The organism is Burkholderia sp. AU31652 (genome assembly GCF_002223155.1).
In the GTDB taxonomy this organism is placed as follows: Bacteria; Pseudomonadota; Gammaproteobacteria; order Burkholderiales; family Burkholderiaceae; genus Burkholderia.
The window spans coordinates 765,896-784,653 of sequence record NZ_NKFG01000005.1; the positions used below are offsets into that span (position 1 = coordinate 765,896).

Below are 18,758 nucleotides of genomic sequence, written 5' to 3' on the forward strand. Positions count from 1 at the left end.
TCCTTTCGATGAAGGAGCACCGCGATGAGCACACCGATCACCACCGCCTTTTCCCATGTGAAGCCGCAGGACACCGCGTATCGCGGCGAAGGCCTGCGCGACTTCTTCCTGTATCGCGATCTCGGTATCGCGGCCGCGACGAACGGCAAGGTCGTCGCGCAACTCGTCAGGGCGAATCATGCACCGGAGGCGGGCACTGGCTGGCACCGTCACGAGGCCGAGTTCCATATCGTGATCATGCTGAAGGGCTGGGCGCGCTTCATGTACGGCGACCAGGAAACGCTGGTGGCGGCCGGTGACTGCGTGCACCAGGCGCCGGGGATCGTCCACTATCTGTTCGACTACTCGCCGGACATGGAGTATCTCGAGATCGTCGGGCCCGCCGATTTCAAGTCGATCGACGTCGAAGGGCCGTGCGCGGTGCCGCCGCCGACACCGTGGGGCGAGGCGGGGGCGTAGCTGCCGCCGTGCTTTCGCGTGCATCGTCCTTACGCCTGTTTGTGACAAACCGCCTTCGTGGCGGTTTTTTCTTGCGCGTTCCACGGAGGTTTCCGTGCGATCCGCGTTTCCTGCTTCACATTCTTTCGAATTCCGAAAGGTCGCGAAGCTGAAGATTCAGAAAGAAAAGAAAGACATTCGTCAGCTTCGCTGCGTTGACGGCGCCGCGATGTCAAAGATCGTCAATTGCGCGTGGATGCGGTGCACGGCTAGTCGACGACCGGCGTTAAGGAAGTACCAGCCGGATCACCGGTTGAGTTACCCGGGAGAGTTTCATGAAGCGCATCGCGAAGATCCTGACGGCCACCGCAGTGGCATGTGCCGTCCTTGCTCCGGCACTGGCCGAAGCGCATTCGCACCGTGTGTGTCATTTCGATCATCACCACCATCGCGTGTGCCGCTGGGTGCGGTAACCGCGACTTTCCCGGGACTACCCGGAACGCAGGCTTCATTTCAGGCAAATCAGGAGAGGACTATGAAAAAGACGATGTTGATCGCCGCGCTGGTCGCCGGCATGGGTATGTCGATCGGTGCGTTCGCGCAGGTTCCGGCCAGCGCGCCGGCCGGCACGACCGGTCTGTGCAAGGACGGCTCGTTCTACTCGGGCGCATCGAAGAAGGGCGCATGCGCGGGCCACAAGGGTGTGAAGACCTGGTACGGCGCATCGTCGGCGGCAGCCGCGAGCGCACCGGCCGCCGCACCGGCAACGGCAGCCTCGGCAGCCCCGGCATCGGGCACCGCGCCGGCGAAGAGCGCGGCAGCAACGACGGCGGCGGCAGCGCCGGGCGGCGGCGCGGGCAAGGTATGGGCCAATGACAGCACGAAGGTCTATCACTGCTCGACCGACAAGTACTACGGCAAGACGAAGCACGGCAGCTACATGTCGGAAGCCGACGCGAAGGCGAAGGGCTACCACGCATCGCACGGCAAGGCCTGTTCGTAACGCAGGCTGACGCGCGAGCCGCTCCCTCGCGCGTCGTCCGCACGCTGCAGCACCTCACGCCCCGCCACCCCCGGCGGGGCGTTTCATTTTCAGCGCCGTCCGGCTTCAGTGGGCGAGCTGCGATTGCGTGTCGGTCGCTGCATCGGGCGCGGTTGCGCGGGCGTCGAGCAGCGCGCGCAGCGTCACGTAGTGTGTGCCGTCCGCGTTGCCGTCTGCATCGGCAGTGCGATCGTATGGCTCGTTGTCGTGGATCATCGCGCGCACGATCGGATAGATCTGCTTTTCCCAGCGACTGCCGTTGAACACGCCGTAGTGACCTGCGCCCGTCTGCACGTGGTGCGTCTTCAGGTACGGCGGCAACCCCGAGCACAGCTCCTGCGCGGCCACCGTCTGGCCGACCGCGCAGATATCGTCCTTCTCGCCTTCGATCGTCAACAGCGCGGTGCGATGAATCGCCGCCGGTTCGACGAGCCGGTCGCCGACCGTCAGCTCGCCGCGCGCGAGCGCGTATTGCTGGAACACCTTCTCGACCGTTTCCAGATAGAACTCCGCGGTGAGATCGGCGGTCGCGAAGTATTCGTCGTAGAAGTGCCGCAGCGTGTCGGCTTTTGCCGGGTCGCCTTTCGCGCGTTCGTAATACAGATCGGCGAACGACGCCGCATGGCGATCGGGATTCATCGACATGAACGCGCCCACCTGCACGAAGCCCGGATACACGCAGCGCTGCGCACCGACGAAGCCCGCCGGCACGACGCTGATCAGGTTGCGCGCGAACCATTCGATCGGCTGGCTCGTCGCGAGCGCGTTGACCTTCGTCGGATTCACGCGGCAATCGATCGGGCCCGCCATCAGCGTCAGGCTCGCGGGCTGCGCCGGATCGCCGCCGGCAGCCATCAACGCGACTGCCGCGAGCGCGGCGACGGTCGGCTGGCAGATCGCGAGCACATGCGCGTCCGGGCCGATCTGGTGGATGAAGTCGATCACGTGCGCGACGTATTCGTCGAAGCCGAACCGTCCGGCCGTCAGCGGGATATCGCGCGGGTTGTGCCAATCGGTGATGTACACGTCGTGGTCGGCGAGCATCGTGTGCACGGTGCCGCGCAGCAGCGTCGCGAAATGCCCGGACATGGGTGCGACGATCAGCACGCGCGGCTGGCGCGCCACCGGCAATGCCTTGCGGAAATGCAGCAGCGTGCCGAACGGTGTGCCCGCGGCGGCTTCCTCGACGATCGGCACCGCTTCACCGTCGACGACGATCGACGCGATGCCGAACGGCGGACGCCGATGCGAGAACGCGCAGCATTCGAGCAGTTCGCACAGCGCGTCGAGCATGCGGCCGGTCGGGGTCGCGGTGGCGGGCGGCCATAGCGACATCGTCGCGCGTGCGGCGGCGGCACATGCGCGCGCCGGGCGCGTGCATTCTGCAGACCATTGATAGAACGGATAGGCAAGCAGATTCATGGCTGTCGCTCGTTGTGCCGCGTTGCATGGAACGAGGCAAGCGATGTGCCAGCCTCCGGCTGGCACGCGCGTTGCACGCGGTTCGGAAACGCGGCGAGGCAGGCGGCACGCGACACACGGCAGCCGCACGCGATGCGTTGCCCGGCCGGCCTGTCGTGCGGCACGTGACGCGACAGCGTGCTGCGCTGCGCCAGTTCGGCGAATGCGCGGCACCGGCATGGTGCGGGCGGCACCACGCAGCGTCTGTTTTCGGTGCAGGGGCACGAACGGTTTTGAACAGGGGAACGACATGGACGTCACCGGAAGACAGACGACGCTGACCATCAGCAGCCGCAATTACTCGTCGTGGTCGATGCGCGGCTGGCTGCTCGCGAAGCTGAGCGGCCTCGTGTTCGAGACGGTCAGCGTACCGATCGACGCCGCGTCGCGCGCGGAGTTGCTGTTGCTGTCGCCGTCGATTCTCGTGCCGTGCCTCACCCACGACGGCAATACGGTGTGGGACACGCTCGCGATCGCCGAATACCTGAATGAAATCCGGCCGCAGGCGCGGCTGCTGCCTGAAGACCGGCGAGCCCGCGCGCATTGCCGGTCGATCTGCGGCGAGATGCATTCCGGTTTCAGCGCGTTGCGCTCCGCGTTGCCGATGAACCTGCGCGCGCATTTCCCCGGCTTCCGCATCTGGTCGCGTGCGCAGCACGACATCGAGCGGATCGTGACGATCTGGCGCGAGTGCCTGGCCGCGTACGGCGGCCCCTGGCTGTTCGGCGCGGAGATCGGCATCGCCGACGCGATGTATGCGCCGGTCGTCACGCGCTTCCTGACCTACGACGTGAAACTGGAACCCGATATCGCCGAGTACTGCATGCAGGTGCTCGCGCATCCGTTCGTGACGGAATGGATCGATGCGGCGAAGGCGGAGCACGAAGACATCGACGAACTCGACATGGAGTTCTGACGCGCGGGTTCGCCCGGCGCTTTCAATTGCACTACACGCGCAGGCATCGAAATGAACTTTCCGCTGTGGCGGCGCGACTCGCAAACGTTTTACCTTGATTTCGGTTCGAAACGAGGACGAATTCCCTAAAGGATGTTGAGCCCGCTGACGTAAACGAGTCACGGGGATGACTCGCGATCACATGCTTTCGACGTGTGACGCGCAGTCCGAAAAAATCAGCGCAGCAGGGGAATCGACGTGAATCGTCAGCAATCGTGGACGCGTACAGCGGCGCCCGGGGAAATCATTTACTCCGAGGGTTTTGCGGGCGAGCCCGTCATCTTCTTGATCACCGACGGCAAGGTCGAGCTGTCGACGCGATGCGAGGACAAGCGCGTCGTCGTCGCGACACTCGGCCGCGGCGAGTTCTTCGGTGAATCGGCGCTGCTCGCAGCCGAGCCGCGTGCTCATACCGCGAAGGCACTTTCATTCTGTCAGCTGACGGTCGTGCCGGCCGGCATGCTCGACGAGGAAATCGAGCGTGTATCGGCGCTGCTGCGTCACATCGTGCGAACGATGATCCGCCGCGTGAAGCGCAAGGACGACCAACTCGCCACCTACACCCATGCCGACTTCATGCCGGGCGTGCTGTCGTATGCGCATGTGCTGTCGTTGATGGCGGGCGCCGAAGCGCGCGATGGCGGCGACACGTGGGCGCGCCGGCCGATGCAGGCCCATGCGGCCGAAACCTCGGTGCCGCTCGCCGAAGTGATCCGTAAATGCCGCGCGATTGCCGGCCATTCGCGGCCGCACGTGCTCGCGATGCTGCGACGCATGGAGAAGCTCAATCTCGTCACGATCGAAGCGGCGCAGGCGGATCATGCGGGCGGGGCGGTCGACTACGCGGCGTCGTCGGATGCGCGCCAGGTCGTCACGTTCGACGCCGCGCGCGTGATCGATCGCGCGCAGCAGGTGGCCGATCACGATCTCGACCTGTCGATCAACAGCGAACTCGAACTCATCGAACTGGCCGATCTCGAAGCGCTGATCGGTGTCGAGAAGACGATGCTGCTCAACAAACTGTCGAACGGCGAGATCGCAGACGAGTTGTTCGCGTTCCGCAAATCGAAGGTGCTCAGTTACGTCGAACAGAAGGGCGTGACGTACTTCTCGCGACGCAACGCGCGACGTGGAGAGGTGCGCGCGCTGGAGGATCTCGTGTCGATCGACCAGCGCACGCTGTTCGACGTCATCAGCGCGTTCGATACCTACGATCTCGCGAAGCTGATCGCGAATCTCGACGATCGCGCGGTGGCCGACAAGCTGTTCTCCGTGATGACCGAGGCGCGGCGCAACGAGGTGTCGTGGGTGATGCGCCGCGAGCTCAAGCTCGATCCGGTCGAGATCGAGGACATCGAGCAACGCGTGCTGGATGCCGTGCGCGCGGCGAAGGCGCCGGCGGCGGGCACGGTGCCTGTCGCATCGGCATCGGACGCATGACGAGGAGGCACGCATGGACCTGTTGACCCTGGTCGGTGTGCTGTTGGGTGGTGCGGCGATCGTGTTCGGTTTCGCGCTGGAAGGCGGGCATTTCTCGATGCTGTTCCAGTTCGAGGCGCTTGTCATCGTGCTCGGCGGCACGCTCGGCGCGGTGATGATCCAGAACACCTGGGCGCGCTTCTTCGACGCGGTGAAGCAATTGCGGCTCGCGTTCGTGCGGGCGCGCGAGGTCGATCGCAAGAACCTGTCCGACCTGCTCGAATGGGGCGACCGCGCGAAGCTCGACGGGCTGCTCGCGTTCGAGTCGATGGACGTGAGCGGCATCCATCCGTTCGCGCGCCGGGGGCTCGAACTGCTGGCGAACGGTGTGTCGACCGCCGTGCTTGAAGATGCGTTGCAGCGCGAACTCGACGCCTACGAACGCAGCCGCCTCGCTGCCGCACGCGTGTGGCAGCAGGCCGGCGGGTATGCGCCGACGTTCGGCATTCTCGGGTCGGTGCTCGGGCTCGTGCAGGTGACGAGCCATATGCTCGAACCGGCACAGCTCGGGCCGGGCATCGCGGTCGCGTTCATTGCGACGCTGTACGGGCTGGCATTCGCGAACCTCGTGTTCCTGCCGCTTTACGGCAAGCTGCGCGCGCAGATCGACAGCGAGCTGCGGTTTCGTAAGCTGTATCTCGACGGCTTGCTCGCGATCTCACGCAAGGAATCGCCGCATACGATCGAGACGCGCCTGACCGGCGACGTGCGCGGGCGCGCGGTCGAATCGCTTGCGTGATGTGCGTGTGCCGTACGACGAACCCGGAATGCCAATCGCATGACTGCTCGAACTGATGGTGCATCCGCTGCCGATCGCGACGACGACGAACTCGAAGGCGCGCAATCCGGCCGCTGGCTGATTTCGTACGCGGATCTCATCACGACGCTGATGGTGCTGTTTCTCGCGTTGTACGTGCTCCAGCTCGCGAAATACAACGCGCTCGATGCGCGATACCAGACGCTCGCGCGGCATGCTGAAAGTGCGGCGAGTGCATCAACTGCTGCTACCGCTGCCGTGACGCCTGAGCACTCGCCGCCCTGGCTCGCGTTGCTCGAATCGTTGAAGTCGAACGGCCGGATCTCGCTCGTGAAAGCGCCGCATGGCGTCGAGATCGGTATCGACGCGAAGATCCTGTTCAATGTCGGCGATGCGCGCCTGCTGCCCGATTCGTCGCCCGTGCTGAACCAGATCGCGCGGGCGCTAAGCGATCACGCGACCGGCGACATTCTCGTCGAAGGGCACACCGACAGCGTGCCGATCGCGAACGCGAAATACGAATCGAACTGGGAGCTGTCGTCGGCGCGCGCGGGGAGCGTCGTGCGCTACCTGACCGAGCGCGGCGTCGCCCCGCACCGGCTCGCGGCGATCGGGCGGGCCGATACGCAGCCGCTCGTCGCGGGGGACGATGCGTCCGCGCGGGCGCGCAACCGGCGTGTCACGATCTTCGTTGCATATTGATTCGCGCTGAATTTTCGTTGTTCGCGCATCTATAAGCGGCCGCATATGTCCGCCTGACAACAATATAACGAATCTCGCATGATGAACATGTGAGATCAGCGATGCGGTTCTGCGCTTGCATGCCGATAACCCAAACTGGCTCAGACCGAGCGGTTATCGAGGGTTCCCCATGCATTTCTGGCGCAAGCTTTCCATACAGAACAAGCTGATTCTCAGCATGACGAGTTGCCTGCTCGTGTTCGTCGCGATTTCTAGCGGACTCAGCATCCGCCTGATCGGCAACGCGGTGCGCGATCGCGTCGTGCGCGAAGAGCTGCCGACGGCCGTGAACGGTATTCGCGCCGACGTGCAGCGGCAGATGGCCGGGCCGATCGCCGCGTCGCGGATTCTCGCGCGCGATGCGTTCCTGCTGCAATGGGAAGCCGACGGCGAACCCGACGCCGGCACACGCAACTGGATCCAGCTCGCGAAGAACGTGAAGGACGAGCAGAAGGCCGCGTCGGTGCAGTGGGTGTCCGTGAAGAGCGGCAACTACTACAACGAATCCGGCCTGCAGCGGAAGGTGACCGACAAGGACCAGTGGCTGACCGGCTTCCTGTCGTCCGGCAAGGCGTTCGACGTGAACATGGACCGCGAGGTGACGGTCGGTGGTTACATGATGTTCATCAACAGCCGTGTTGAACTTGATGGTGTGCCGATTGGTGCGGCCTGTATGAGCTTGTCCGTCGATGCGCTCGCGAAGGGTATTGCTGCGTACCGGCTTGGCGAGACCGGGTTCGCGTATCTCGTGCGTCCCGACGGCGCGATCATGATGCATCGCGATACGGCGCTGATCGACGGCAAGCACTTCATGAAGGATCAGCAGGGGTTGCCGGGGGATGCTTCGTCGACGCTGCTGGCTGGGCAGCCGTATGCGTACCTGAGCTACAACGGTGATGGAGGTGCGCGTTTCATCGCGACGTCGTTTATTCCGGAGTTGAATGTGTATGTCGTTGTCGAGGTGCCGCAGGCTGAGCTGCTCGGGCCGGTGACGCGTGCGATTCGCAGCGCGGCGCTGGTTGCGGCGGTGGTGGGGCTGGGTGTTGCGCTGCTTGTGATCTGGCTCGTGGGGCGTGCGATTGCCGCGCCGATTCGTCGCGCGGCAACGCTGCTGTCGGAGATCGCCAGCGGTCAGGGTGACCTCACGCGCCGCATGACGGTCGAGAGCCAGGACGAGATCGGGCAGTTGTCGGATGCATTCAACCGGTTCGTGTCGTCGCTGTCGACGTTAGTGCACAGCATTCGCGCGGCTTCGTCGTCGATTGCGACCGGGTCGGCGCAGATTGCGACGGGGAATGCGGACCTCAGCGAGCGCACCGAAGGGCAGTCGAGCAACCTGGAGCGCACGGCTTCGTCGATGGAAGAGATCACGGCGGTGGTGCGGAACAACACCGAAACGGCGACGACGGCCGCGAAGATGATCAACGGTGCCGCCGATACGGCGGCGCGCGGCGGGCAGGTGGTGGGTGAAGTCGTGACGACGATGCAGGAGATCAGCGACGCGTCGCAGCGGATCTCCGAGATCATCGTGATGATCGATAGTATTTCGTTTCAGACGAACATTCTTGCTTTGAATGCGGCTGTGGAAGCGGCGCGGGCCGGGGAGCAGGGGCGCGGGTTTGCAGTGGTGGCTTCTGAGGTGCGGAATCTGGCGCAGCGCAGCGCGCAGGCGGCGAAGGAGATCAAGGGGTTGATCGAGCATAGCGCGGGGACGGTGAATACCGGGTCGCGGCTGGTGAGTGAGGCCGGGAAGGTGATGCGCGATGTCGTGTCACAAGTGCAGGGTGTGAGCGCGATGATGAGCGAGATCGCTGAAGCGAGCCTGGAGCAGAGTGCCGGGATCGATCAGATCGGAGATGCGGTGCAGTCGCTCGATCAGATGACGCAGCAGAATGCGGCTTTGGTCGAGGAAAGCGCGGCGGCTGCGGCGAGCTTGAAGCAGCAGGCGGCGGAATTGACCCGGCTGGTGTCGGCTTTCAAGGTGGATGATTAAAGTCTGATTCGCGATTTAGAATAAGGCGTTTCTGTGGGACGGCTGTCGTGATTTCACGGCAGCCGTTTTTGCATGTCGGCGCGGGATTCGGTAGCGGTTATAAAAATGAAACGCATTTCCAAATGGAAGATCGGGGTGGGGGCGGCGGTGCTCGTCGCGGTGATGGCTGCGGTGGGGGCGAAGGTGATTGCGTCGCCTACCGATTCTTATCTTGCCTATCGGAAGAAAGCCGTCGACACCATTACAGCGGCGCGGATGGAAGATCAGGCGGATCTGGACAAGAAATACACCGCTGAGGTGAATGCGCGGTTGGTTAAGCTTGTCGGGACGAGAGGGTTTTCCTCGAAGGCGGGGAGTACCGTGGAGACCCTCGTCATCGACAACGGGATGACGCCCGGGCCGGATGGACTGCGCTTGAAGTCGAATGACGGGAAAGTGAATCTGGTTGTGACGACGGTTCCGCTTTTGAAGGCGTGGGTGGCGACGGCGGATGCGGGGATCAAGTCTACGGACGATGTTGCCGTTATCTTCGATAACGAGACGTTTTACACCGACGTGCTCGGCGGCGACGCTGCGGAGTTTCGGTTTGCCGAATTGCCGGTGAAGCGGAAACCGGCTGATGCGGTCGTGAAGGCATTGCTGCTGGGTGACAGCCAGGACGGGATGCCGGATGGGCCGAATACGTTGGTGGTGTCGGTCAGGCAGGGCGCGCGGGTTTATCTCATGTGGCGGGATGCGACGTTGCCGACGATTGTCGCTTGCAGCGCGGGGCACGTGGCCGAGGAACAGCGGCGAGCCTGTTACGCGCAGCAAATACCCAAACAGCGGCGCTATTCGCGGTTTGTGTCGGAAGCGCAGGCGATGGTCGATGCGGTTGTTCAATAGGATGCAATTGTCTTGATGGTTGGTGATTCGGGCGATATCACGAGGTGACCGGATTTGCCCGCAATTTTGAGAGGTTCGACAGCATTTGACACATCGCTGAGAATCAGAGTCTGAAGACCGGATCGTCATCGATGTCGAGCACTGCTTCGTCGCCGCGGACTTCAATTTTCCTTTTTGCCCAGCTTCGTCAGCTATGACTATCGCCTTCGAGTCTCCCGACCAGCCCGACGTGATCGCCCTCATCGCCGATCTGGATGCGTACCAGGACACCCTGTACCCGCCTGAGAGCCGGCACGCTTTGGATATCGCGTCGCTCAAACAATCCAATGTGCTGTTCGCCGTTGCGCGGGACAGTGAAGGGCAGGCGATCGGGTGCGGGGCGATTGTCCTCAACTCCGAATTCGGCGAATTGAAGCGGATGTACGTCAGCCCGCCCGGCCGCGGGAAGAGTGTCGCGAGGAAGCTTATGACTATGCTTGAAGTACGAGCAGTCGACTCGGGTTGCAAGGTGATCAGGCTTGAGACTGGCCCCTATCAACCTGAGGCGCTGGCTTTGTATGCGTCGGCCGGATACCAGCGTCGGGGACCGTTTGGTGATTACACGGACGATCCGTTGAGTGTTTTCATGCAGAAACACATCGCGTCCTGAGAGCCGGCTCGTGCGAACTCGAAATGGCGTCTAGTGATGTCCAGCTGGTGGTCCGGTTTCGGCCACTAGGCGACATTCGACGGCTCGGCTCGTTTGTCATTCCGACGTCCACTGAAACCTTAGAAGAGGGTGTCGGCTTGAAAAGCCAAACAAGATATCGCAGTCTAATCGTTAGGTGGAGCCGAAGTTTGGCGGCGCGTAACCGCTACGATAGGCCAGAATGAGCGTACAATCTGCGCGATTGATGGACGAAAACAACATATTCTCGGGGTATAAAGGTGCAAATTACATTCGATCGAAAGACCGTTAACACTTGTTTGCAGCAGAAATTCGTTCTTCCGACTTATCAGCGCGATTATAAGTGGGAGCCGAAGCATCTTCAGGAGCTACTGGCGGACGTGCAAGAAGCATTTCTTCAACAATGGAAGCCTCAGCACGGACGTAAAGATATATTGGGTTATGACCAGTATTTCCTGGGTACGATAATTACAACGCAAGTTGCCCAAGGTGGTAAGGCGATCGTAGATGGCCAGCAGCGGATAACGACGTTAACTTTGTTGCTTTCTTATCTACATAGGCTTTCACTGAGATACCCTGAGGCGCAATTCTCTCCCGTTGATCAAACGATCCGCCGGAAAGTTGCCGGGCAAAGCGAATTCAATCTTGATATGGATCCACCGCGTCATCGACTGTTTGATCTCGTGGTTGACGGGCCTCAAGATCAAGATGATTTGGCCGCGGCAGTTGACTCGATTGAAGGCAAAGACGCGGGTACCGAGCGGCTGTGGGTTCTTTATCAAGAAATCGAAAATTGCTTGGAAGCGGAAATTACATCAAACAATCTTCTTCCTCATTTTTTTGATTTTTTGACCGAATGCGTCTGCATGTTTGAAATAGGCGTACCTCGCGAACAGGACGGTCACAAAGTTTTCGTTACGATGAATGACAGGGGGTTGAAGCTAAGTCCAATTGACTTGCTGAAGGGCTTTCTGTTGTCGAGCATCGCGACGGATGAGGAGAACCACGCTGCTCACGCGAAGTGGACAGAGTGTATCCAAAAGCTCAAGGCGCTGGGAAGTGACGAAGATTCGAATTTTTTCAAGACGTGGATTCGAGCAAAGTACGCCATCACCATACGCGGGAAGAAACGCGGAGACGCGCCGGCAGACTTTGAGTTAGTTGGTGACAGCTATCACCGGTGGGTGATGGATAACAAGGAGCTGATCGGCCTGAAGACCAGCGACGATTTTTCGAATTTGCTCACAGGTACTCTGCCGTATTTTGTTGATCTTTATTGTCGAATAAAACGATGCGAAATCTCTTTGCAAGAAAATTTACCGCACGTTTTTTATAATGGTGCGCGCGATTTGACTCTTCAGGCAATGGTCATAATTAGTTCAGTAAAGGCGACCGATACAAGCTCAGAGGCAACAAAGAAAATTAGGGCCGTTTCATATTTTTTGGACTATCTTGCGGTTGTTCGGATACTAAATGGAAAGGAAAATACCTACGACAACATTAGAGATTTAATCTTTGATGTAACAAAGGAAGTGCGCGATCTAGACTCGCGGGACTTGCGAGAAAAGCTCGTGGCGAGAATAGACTCCGAGCGAGATAAGCTAGAGGCGCTGGCCGATGTATCATATGACAGTGTTAAACGTCAGGATTTGCTCCATATTTTGGCGCGGATTGCGGATCATCTCGAAAAGGAAGTGGATCAAACTAGTAAGGTTGGATTTGCCGATTTTGTTGATCGAACGCGAGATTCGCGTACGTTCGATGTTGAACATATGATTGCCAATGATATGACGGCGGCGAATTCTGATATTTCGAAAGCTGGCGGGCAACCATTCGGAACCTTGTCTGAGTTCAACTCCGCCCGGAATGGAATTGGAGGGCTTGTTCTCTTGCCGCGTGGACGAAACCGGTCGATGCGCGCAATGGCGTATACTGAGAAACTTCAGCGCTACACCAATGAGAATATCTTGGCCCAAACGCTTACGGCTCAGTTCTATTTGAATCAACCGAATTGGACTCGCTTCTCCACGGAGACTGGAATCACTTGCCAAGCTGAGCCGTACGCTGATGCTACGGCTCTGAAGAGGCGCGTGGAATTTTACCTGGCCTTAGCCGGCAGGATTTGGTCGAAGGAGAATCTCGAGCGCCTTCTCTGATTGCTTACCTGCAAGTTTTTTGCTGGCGAGTAGAATTTGCGCCCCGATGAAATGTGAGGCGCGTGGGCAGGCAAACCGGGGAATGGTCGCAGAAGCGCGAAAGCGGTCACTTATCCGGCGCCGTCCAAGCGCCTGGATAGTTGCCGCTACGGTTTCCGTGGCGATCAATACGGTGCGTGCTACGCGAGCCTCAATTACTCATTCTGGAGAGCATCAGCATGAGCGAAACCACGAACGACAACGAGCAGTGCCTGTGCGTCGGCGGACCGCTGCCCGCTGGCGACGCTTTCCGAGCCATTGGTGTCGCGGTCGGCTTCACTTGCCGGTCCAGTCATTTCACGAACGTTCCTTCGATTACGGCCTCGCATGAACGCAAGTCGCTCACCCGCCAGACGGCAGAGGGCTCCGAAACCCGCGAGTTCTTTGTGTTCGATGGTGAGCGGGATGCAAAGGGCAACGTGCTCCGCGGGGGGCTGTCGGATGAGGCCGCCCTCGCGTTGACGGAGGATAGACCCGCGCTCTACTGGGAGGTCGCCTCGACGGCGACTGAGCATGACGCCGCCGGAAATTAATCTTGCACAGCCTGACCTGACCAACCCGGAGGCGGTCCTGCACGAACTGCTCGACAACGATCAGCGTGTGCGGGATGAGTTCGCTGGAGCTCTCGAATCGGAACTTGCCCAGTTGGCCGAAGCCATCGCCTCGTGCTTCCAGCGCATGCCACCGATCCACGAGGTAGCGGTTCGCCTCCGGTCACCGCGCATCGACATCATGTGCGCGTTCCTGCTCGGCGTGCTCGACGACGTCATGGTGTCCACCAAGCTGTTGTTAACTGGCAAGCTGATGCCGAGCGGCAACGTGATGCGGCAGGCGATCGAGGGTGTTGCTATGGCGATCTTGTGCTCTACCGAAGATGAATTGGTCATCGTCGAACGGCCTAGGCAAGGCGACCTGCGGGGGCGTTACTGGGAATTGGTCTGGGCGGACGATCGGCTTGTGCAGGGGCAACGGGCGGTCGACCAACTGGCGTTGAATGCCGAAGCGCTCGGCATCAACCCGGAGGGTATTGCGTCCCTGCAAGCAGCACAAAAATTCTTTCATCCGTTCAGCCACTGCGGGCGAGTTGCAATCGCCCATCGCGCAGCACTTGATCAACCCGGCGTCTTTAACCTCGGGGGACATTTCGAAATTGCAAAGCTGGACGGGTACCATGTCCACCTTCGACAGCAAACCAACCTGTGTTCTGTGCTCGCACCGGCCTTGGAACACCTGCTGGGCACGATGATATCTGGCGTCGGCGCACCGGCCTCAGTGTCGAATCCGCCAGAGCAGGCTTGACGATTAACTCCAATGGATAGCATGGGGTAGAACGATCTCTATGGCAGCGTCCGAAGTAGCAATTGTGGCATCCCAAGTCGCGACAACTGCGGCGCAACTGCCAGCGGTGAACGGGTGGACACTTGTGCTTTCGAGCGCCGTGGTCAGTGCACTGGTTAACGGCGCCTTCAAACTTTGGGGCGAACATACGGCCCGGCGCGATGAGAAGGTGAAGCTCGCCGAAGACCGTGCCCCCGCTCAGTTGAAGGTCGCGCTTATGCTCGAAGCATTCGCGAAGCAGGCGGCTGGCTATCTCGACGGGTGCGAAGCTCGAGTTATGGATTGGTACGCGGAACAGGAAGGGGATACACCTGAGGAGCGTCACCCGTGGATCCCACTGAATTTCGACATGTCGATCGTCGAGGATTGGTCGGCGGTGCCGGTCCGAATTTACTCGGAATGCCACGAACTGCTGTTGGCGCTCGCGGAGAGCGACGCGTGGATCCATGCGGGCGTCAAGGAGGACTGGCTCGACATAGTCGACGCGTATCGACTGGACAGTCAACGTGCAATCCTCTACGGGCTCAGTGCCTGCGTCTTGGCGAACCAGATTCGCACAACGATCAAGGTGCAGGCGTCGACCCTATCAACCGACTGCTTTCAGCGCCTACAGCGTGAATTCGATAGGCGCAAACAAGAGTACGTGCGCACACACGGGAAGGTAGAACTGATTCCCGATCTGAAGGCTCGGTTGCGGCGCGAATGTCCAAAGGTTGCCCCTGAGTCGGGCTAGGCGCTGGAATCGGCGGGCCATTGAGATTTGGAACCAGTGGTCCCGGCCGCAGCTGCACCTGACACCCGCGCACTTCGCGCAGTACCGCGCATACCTGGAAAGGTCCAGCGAGACGATGCTGCGCACCCACTACGGCGTGCCGGGCACCGACGTGCGTCCCTGCCCCCTAGCGATGCTGGGCGAAACACTGATGATGGCCGCGCGCCGAGCCCGCGACATCAACGTCAATTATTGTGATCCGCAGAGCCCGCGGCGACCTGGCTCGAACGAGAAAACAAATGGGCTCCTCAGACAATATTTCTCAAAGGGGATCGACCTCTCGGCCTATTCGCAGGCCAAGCTCAACGCCGTTGCGGGGCGCTCGACACTAGACTTCGAGACACCGGATGAGCGCTTTCATCAATTCGTTGCGTCGACGGGTTGAATCCGAAACCAACTTCATGAATTATGTCGGTAAATGTTAATTATCAATGATCTTGCCATCCTCGTTAAGTAAACTATCCATTTTTGGAGGAGCTGCCCGTGGAAGAGAGAAAGCTGAAAGAGTGGGAAAAGAACATTAAAGTCTTATTTGAGCGCATTCCTCAACTGCGGTGCCTTATTAAGAAGCCAGTTTACTACTCGAATGCGCCTTGGGCCCGAGAGGTGAGCAGCTACTTCCTCAAAAGCACTGGAGGCTCAGCCAGTGAGGATTTCTATCGCATTGTTTTTGAGCGCGGCTCGCCAAAGAGCCTGATGACCATTGGCTCGGGTGACCTGTGCGGTCTGAAAACAACTAGCGTCATTCAGAAGGGCCGGATTGTAGCCGTAGCAGGGCTTGAGCGCATTGATGTTCCAGCTGAATCGAATTTGCTGACCATGCTGCTGACGATAGGGATGTTCGGTGCGATTCAGAATCACCTTGACTACATCTCCAACGTGTGTGTGGACATTCGAAATCGCCAGATCATTGGCGATCACGCAAGGCTTGAGCGAATCTCCGAGGTCATCTTAGACTGCTTTGAGAGCATCCCTGAGATGGACCAAGACATGATGCGTTTGAATCTGGCCCGTATGGTGACCAACACGGATGAGTGCCTTGAGCTCTTGATCGTAATGCGGGAGGAACTGACTAGGGAGAGCCAAGCTAGTCCCGTGCCGTACGGTACCTTCGTCTGGGAGTGGGTGGACGGCACCAATTCGAGCGGGCAGAAATATAAATATCAGCCGGCTGAATTCCTACGTCAGATGATGCGACACGATGTCTTTGCCGCTTATGAGCGATTTGTTGCTGGGAAAATTTGCCAGATTATTCTGAGCGGAAATTACTCGCCGAGTAACATTGAGCGCAGCAAGCAGTCGGTCATCCGAGTGAAAGACGCAATCCACAAAGTTTTTGACAGGAGAATTGAGGCGCACAAGGGAGGGGCTAAGAGGTTAGAGCAATGGATCACCCAATTTAAAACCGGCTTCGCCTTGGAGAATTGGACTCTTATGGGTTTGGAGGAGGCGCTCACTCAGCAGGTACAGACGGTTGCCGAGATCGAGGTGCAACTCAATGACCTGCTTGATACCAAGTTGGGGAACTTTGACTTTCTCTCGCAGCTTGCTAATAGGGAGGAGATCGATGTCTACCTTATCAATGGAGCAATCGTCATTGACGAAAAGGAAGCTCAAGCGCTGCCAAACAATCACCCTAATAACACTGGACCGTGGGAGGCCTGAAGCGCCACGCGGGCCGATGATAGACTGCCCATTTCAGGCTCACCAGCGGGTCGCCGCACAGCAGCAGCTTGAGACAGTTTGGTATAGCGGTCCATGAAACAGCTCGTCAAATTAGGGAAGCTCCTGCCGACGTTGCAGGGCTTTTCGCACGCGCCCATTCCGATGGGTACGTTTTAACCGACAGCCCAACGCACCCCGCCTTCCGCTGAGCGGCTGCTTTGAGTGGTGGATTCAACCGGTCGAGGTATTTCCCGAATTTGAAATGGTTCGGGGGCGATCGGCCTTTGCGATTCGTAGGGCATAAATCCTCCAAATCACAGACGGGGAACATCAGGCAGGGGCATGCACCTCCCTATACCAAACGGCCAATCTCCGACAATCCCCCATTTCTGAGATGCCATCCCGACTACACTGGTCTTGAAGCCTTGCTTCTCGCCATCGGAAGTAGAACGCAGTCCCCTTCGCACCGATGGTCGAACGAAAGTCGTCTTGCCCAACAAGACGTAGCGAAGGGGGAGAAAGAAGGGGAAACCCAAGGCATCAAAGAAGCGCGGGCCGCATGGGCGGCAACCCATACGACCCGCTGACCACCACCAACTCGTCACAGGAGTCGGAAATGGCTGACGCCAATACTAAGCCACGTCGTAGAAAGAACAAACCGGTCAACATGCAAAAGACGTTTGAGCTGGTCCTGCGCAACTACCCGGACCTTCCCAAGCGAGGCTGGCCGTATCTGCCGTGGATGAAGGCGATCGACATTGATTTCAAGATCTTCGGATTCAAGCCTGGCGACCGCGTATACGTGGACGCCAACTACGCGACCCGGCAGATCACGATCACGCCGGATTACAGCCAGTTGGCGTTGCGAGAGCAGCCATACCACGATCCCGACCGTGGACCGTCGACGCTATAACGCCTGCAAGGGCCGCTTGATGCGGCCCTAGCGAGTGGAATGCAGGCGGTTCCCGAATGCGACTGACTGCCGGGGCGACACCGCCCCGGCCATTGCCGCAAACGCGGCGACTCACACCTCCAGCCACCTTCAACAACTGTCACGACCGCAAGGTCCGTGAGGCGACACGGCGCCTGCCGAAACAGCCGAATGGCGTCAAATCATCAAATCAACGCCCGCCGGCTTGCCGCTTCACAAGCGCCCCGCGCTGCAACACATACTCGACCCGCGCGCCTTCATCGGCCACGACTCCGATATCTTCAAGCGGATTCCCATCCAGCACGACGAGGTCGGCGAGCGCCCCCACCGCAACCACCCCAAGCTGCCCCTGCATATTGACGATCTCCGCCGCCACAGTCGTCGCCGACCTGAGCGCTTCCAGATTCCCTAGCACCTCCGCCCGAATCCGAAACTCACCGCTTTGAAACGCATGCATTTCCCCGAGCAGATCCGACCCGAACCCCATCTTCACGCCGGCGTTCGCATAGATTTCCAGCGATTCGCGTCCTTTCTGCTGAACGGAAGCCACCTTTGCCACTGAATCCGGCGGCATCCCGAACTCCGCACCGTGCTTGGCAAGCGCGTCATAAGTGACAAGCGTGGGCACCACAAACGCGCCATGCTCATGCATCAACTTCGCCGCAGCCTCATCCACAAGATTCCCGTGCTCGATCGTCCGAACCCCACAGCGCACCGCCCGAGCAATCGCCCGCCCCGTATACGCATGCGCCATCACATAAGTATTAGCGGCCTCGGCCTCATCCACGATGGCCCGAATCTCGTCCTCCGAATACTGCGTGTTCGCAATCGGGTCAGTCGGCGAAGCCACACCACCGGACGCCATGATCTTGATCTGCGTCGCGCCTTTCTGAATTTCTTCACGCACGGCAAGCCGCACACCTTCGACCCCGTCCACCACCCGCGCAATCGCGCCCGTCCTGAAACAGCACGAGCAGGGCTCCAGCAAATCTCCGCGAGGCCGAAAGTCCCCATGCCCGCCAGTCTGCGACAACGCCTTGCCCGACGGAAAAATCCGCGGCCCTGACACCAGCCCGGTTTCGACTGCCTGCATCAAGCTCCAGTCCGCGCCCCCAGCATCACGCACGCTGGTGAACCCACGCGACAACATCGCATCGAGAATCGGCAACGACCGAATCGCGGCAAGAATGTTCGGCTGCGTCGCATTCACACCAAGATTCGCATTCGAAGCCAGCACATGTACATGGCAATCGATGAACCCCGGCATCACGGTCTTGCCGCGCACGTCGATCACCTGAGCATTCGGAAAATCCACCGGCCGATCGGTGACTTCGACAATCCGTTCGCCGTCGATCACGACATGATGATGTTCGAGCAGCACGCCCCGTTCGAGATCGAGTACGTTGCCGCCTTGAAGCACGGTAATGGTCATGGAGAGG

The 18,758-nt window shown here is 59.8% G+C and carries 18 protein-coding genes and 1 pseudogene; 17 read left to right on the plus strand and 2 right to left on the minus strand.

Features of this window, described 5'->3' with window-relative positions; translation table 11 throughout:
• Positions 1-24: 24 nt before the first annotated feature.
• The 3 genes from CFB40_RS21020 to CFB40_RS21025 all read left to right on the plus strand — a co-directional run bounded on the left by CFB40_RS21020 (position 25) and on the right by CFB40_RS21025 (position 1,441).
• Complete coding sequence (locus CFB40_RS21020) at positions 25-459, plus strand: cupin domain-containing protein (protein ID WP_089432283.1); 435 nt, start codon at positions 25-27, stop codon at positions 457-459.
• 314 nt (positions 460-773) lie between these two features.
• Positions 774-911 (plus strand): HHHH-motif protein, encoded by a 138-nt coding sequence (locus CFB40_RS38750; protein WP_167347852.1) that lies wholly within the window; start codon positions 774-776, stop codon positions 909-911.
• 62 nt (positions 912-973) lie between these two features.
• Positions 974-1,441 (plus strand): DUF3761 domain-containing protein, encoded by a 468-nt coding sequence (locus tag CFB40_RS21025; RefSeq protein WP_089432284.1) that lies wholly within the window; start codon positions 974-976, stop codon positions 1,439-1,441.
• 105 nt (positions 1,442-1,546) lie between these two features.
• On the opposite strand, the gene CFB40_RS21030 is transcribed toward CFB40_RS21025, so the two are convergent.
• On the minus strand, positions 1,547-2,902 hold the full coding sequence (locus CFB40_RS21030) for a polyhydroxyalkanoate depolymerase (RefSeq protein WP_089432285.1): 1,356 nt from the start codon (positions 2,900-2,902) through the stop codon (positions 1,547-1,549).
• A gap of 289 nt (positions 2,903-3,191) precedes the next feature.
• Here CFB40_RS21030 and CFB40_RS21035 point away from each other — a divergent pair, with 289 nt between their 5' ends.
• From CFB40_RS21035 to CFB40_RS21100, 14 genes and pseudogenes are all read left to right on the plus strand, one after another.
• Positions 3,192-3,857, plus strand: a complete 666-nt coding sequence (locus CFB40_RS21035) for a glutathione S-transferase family protein (protein ID WP_089428127.1) — start codon at positions 3,192-3,194, stop codon at positions 3,855-3,857.
• A 237-nt stretch (positions 3,858-4,094) separates the two neighbouring features.
• Positions 4,095-5,336, plus strand: a complete 1,242-nt coding sequence (locus tag CFB40_RS21040; RefSeq protein ID WP_089432286.1) for a cyclic nucleotide-binding domain-containing protein — start codon at positions 4,095-4,097, stop codon at positions 5,334-5,336.
• Positions 5,337-5,349: 13 nt separating this feature from the next.
• Complete coding sequence (locus CFB40_RS21045) at positions 5,350-6,114, plus strand: flagellar motor protein (RefSeq protein WP_089432287.1); 765 nt, start codon at positions 5,350-5,352, stop codon at positions 6,112-6,114.
• A gap of 39 nt (positions 6,115-6,153) precedes the next feature.
• A complete protein-coding gene (locus tag CFB40_RS21050) occupies positions 6,154-6,834 on the plus strand; it encodes an OmpA/MotB family protein (protein WP_089432288.1) in 681 nt (226 codons plus the stop codon).
• 169 nt (positions 6,835-7,003) lie between these two features.
• Positions 7,004-8,866, plus strand: coding sequence for a methyl-accepting chemotaxis protein (locus CFB40_RS21055; protein WP_089432289.1), 1,863 nt, complete (start codon positions 7,004-7,006; stop codon positions 8,864-8,866).
• Positions 8,867-8,971: 105 nt separating this feature from the next.
• Entirely contained in the window at positions 8,972-9,751 is a 780-nt protein-coding gene (locus tag CFB40_RS21060) for a hypothetical protein (protein ID WP_089432290.1), read from the plus strand.
• A gap of 193 nt (positions 9,752-9,944) precedes the next feature.
• Positions 9,945-10,400, plus strand: a complete 456-nt coding sequence (locus CFB40_RS21065; RefSeq protein WP_089432291.1) for a GNAT family N-acetyltransferase — start codon at positions 9,945-9,947, stop codon at positions 10,398-10,400.
• A 278-nt stretch (positions 10,401-10,678) separates the two neighbouring features.
• Positions 10,679-12,574: a DUF262 domain-containing protein gene (locus CFB40_RS38755; protein WP_179255295.1), complete on the plus strand. Its 1,896-nt coding sequence runs from the start codon at positions 10,679-10,681 to the stop codon at positions 12,572-12,574.
• A gap of 218 nt (positions 12,575-12,792) precedes the next feature.
• Positions 12,793-13,146 (plus strand): hypothetical protein, encoded by a 354-nt coding sequence (locus CFB40_RS21075; protein ID WP_143329869.1) that lies wholly within the window; start codon positions 12,793-12,795, stop codon positions 13,144-13,146.
• A complete protein-coding gene (locus CFB40_RS21080; protein ID WP_089432293.1) occupies positions 13,127-13,912 on the plus strand; it encodes a hypothetical protein in 786 nt (261 codons plus the stop codon). Before CFB40_RS21075 ends, CFB40_RS21080 begins: the two co-directional genes overlap by 20 nt.
• Before the next feature lie 40 nt (positions 13,913-13,952).
• Positions 13,953-14,684: a hypothetical protein gene (locus CFB40_RS21085; RefSeq protein ID WP_089432294.1), complete on the plus strand. Its 732-nt coding sequence runs from the start codon at positions 13,953-13,955 to the stop codon at positions 14,682-14,684.
• A 208-nt stretch (positions 14,685-14,892) separates the two neighbouring features.
• Positions 14,893-15,108: pseudogene (locus tag CFB40_RS21090) on the plus strand (IS30 family transposase); the annotation flags it as partial.
• A 98-nt stretch (positions 15,109-15,206) separates the two neighbouring features.
• On the plus strand, positions 15,207-16,388 hold the full coding sequence (locus tag CFB40_RS21095) for a hypothetical protein (RefSeq protein WP_143329870.1): 1,182 nt from the start codon (positions 15,207-15,209) through the stop codon (positions 16,386-16,388).
• A gap of 616 nt (positions 16,389-17,004) precedes the next feature.
• Positions 17,005-17,301 (plus strand): hypothetical protein, encoded by a 297-nt coding sequence (locus tag CFB40_RS21100; RefSeq protein ID WP_089433264.1) that lies wholly within the window; start codon positions 17,005-17,007, stop codon positions 17,299-17,301.
• A gap of 208 nt (positions 17,302-17,509) precedes the next feature.
• On the opposite strand, the gene CFB40_RS21105 is transcribed toward CFB40_RS21100, so the two are convergent.
• On the minus strand, positions 17,510-18,751 hold the full coding sequence (locus CFB40_RS21105; RefSeq protein ID WP_089432296.1) for a metal-dependent hydrolase family protein: 1,242 nt from the start codon (positions 18,749-18,751) through the stop codon (positions 17,510-17,512).
• Between the last annotated feature and the right edge of the window lie 7 nt (positions 18,752-18,758).

Bases quoted from the DNA above. Each gene is read 5' to 3' on its own strand.
- CFB40_RS21035 (WP_089428127.1), top strand. From the start codon at position 3,192: ATGGACGTCACCGGAAGACAGACGACGCTGACCATCAGCAGCCGCAAT.
- CFB40_RS21085 (WP_089432294.1), top strand. From the start codon at position 13,953: ATGGCAGCGTCCGAAGTAGCAATTGTGGCATCCCAAGTCGCGACAACT.
- CFB40_RS21020 (WP_089432283.1), top strand. From the start codon at position 25: ATGAGCACACCGATCACCACCGCCTTTTCCCATGTGAAGCCGCAGGAC.
- CFB40_RS21060 (WP_089432290.1), top strand. From the start codon at position 8,972: ATGAAACGCATTTCCAAATGGAAGATCGGGGTGGGGGCGGCGGTGCTC.
- CFB40_RS21080 (WP_089432293.1), top strand. From the start codon at position 13,127: ATGACGCCGCCGGAAATTAATCTTGCACAGCCTGACCTGACCAACCCG.
- CFB40_RS21050 (WP_089432288.1), top strand. From the start codon at position 6,154: ATGACTGCTCGAACTGATGGTGCATCCGCTGCCGATCGCGACGACGAC.
- CFB40_RS21065 (WP_089432291.1), top strand. From the start codon at position 9,945: ATGACTATCGCCTTCGAGTCTCCCGACCAGCCCGACGTGATCGCCCTC.
- CFB40_RS21105 (WP_089432296.1), bottom strand. From the start codon at position 18,751: ATGACCATTACCGTGCTTCAAGGCGGCAACGTACTCGATCTCGAACGG.
- CFB40_RS21055 (WP_089432289.1), top strand. From the start codon at position 7,004: ATGCATTTCTGGCGCAAGCTTTCCATACAGAACAAGCTGATTCTCAGC.
- CFB40_RS21045 (WP_089432287.1), top strand. From the start codon at position 5,350: ATGGACCTGTTGACCCTGGTCGGTGTGCTGTTGGGTGGTGCGGCGATC.
- CFB40_RS21030 (WP_089432285.1), bottom strand. From the start codon at position 2,902: ATGAATCTGCTTGCCTATCCGTTCTATCAATGGTCTGCAGAATGCACG.
- CFB40_RS21075 (WP_143329869.1), top strand. From the start codon at position 12,793: ATGAGCGAAACCACGAACGACAACGAGCAGTGCCTGTGCGTCGGCGGA.
- CFB40_RS21100 (WP_089433264.1), top strand. From the start codon at position 17,005: ATGGCTGACGCCAATACTAAGCCACGTCGTAGAAAGAACAAACCGGTC.
- CFB40_RS21025 (WP_089432284.1), top strand. From the start codon at position 974: ATGAAAAAGACGATGTTGATCGCCGCGCTGGTCGCCGGCATGGGTATG.
- CFB40_RS38750 (WP_167347852.1), top strand. From the start codon at position 774: ATGAAGCGCATCGCGAAGATCCTGACGGCCACCGCAGTGGCATGTGCC.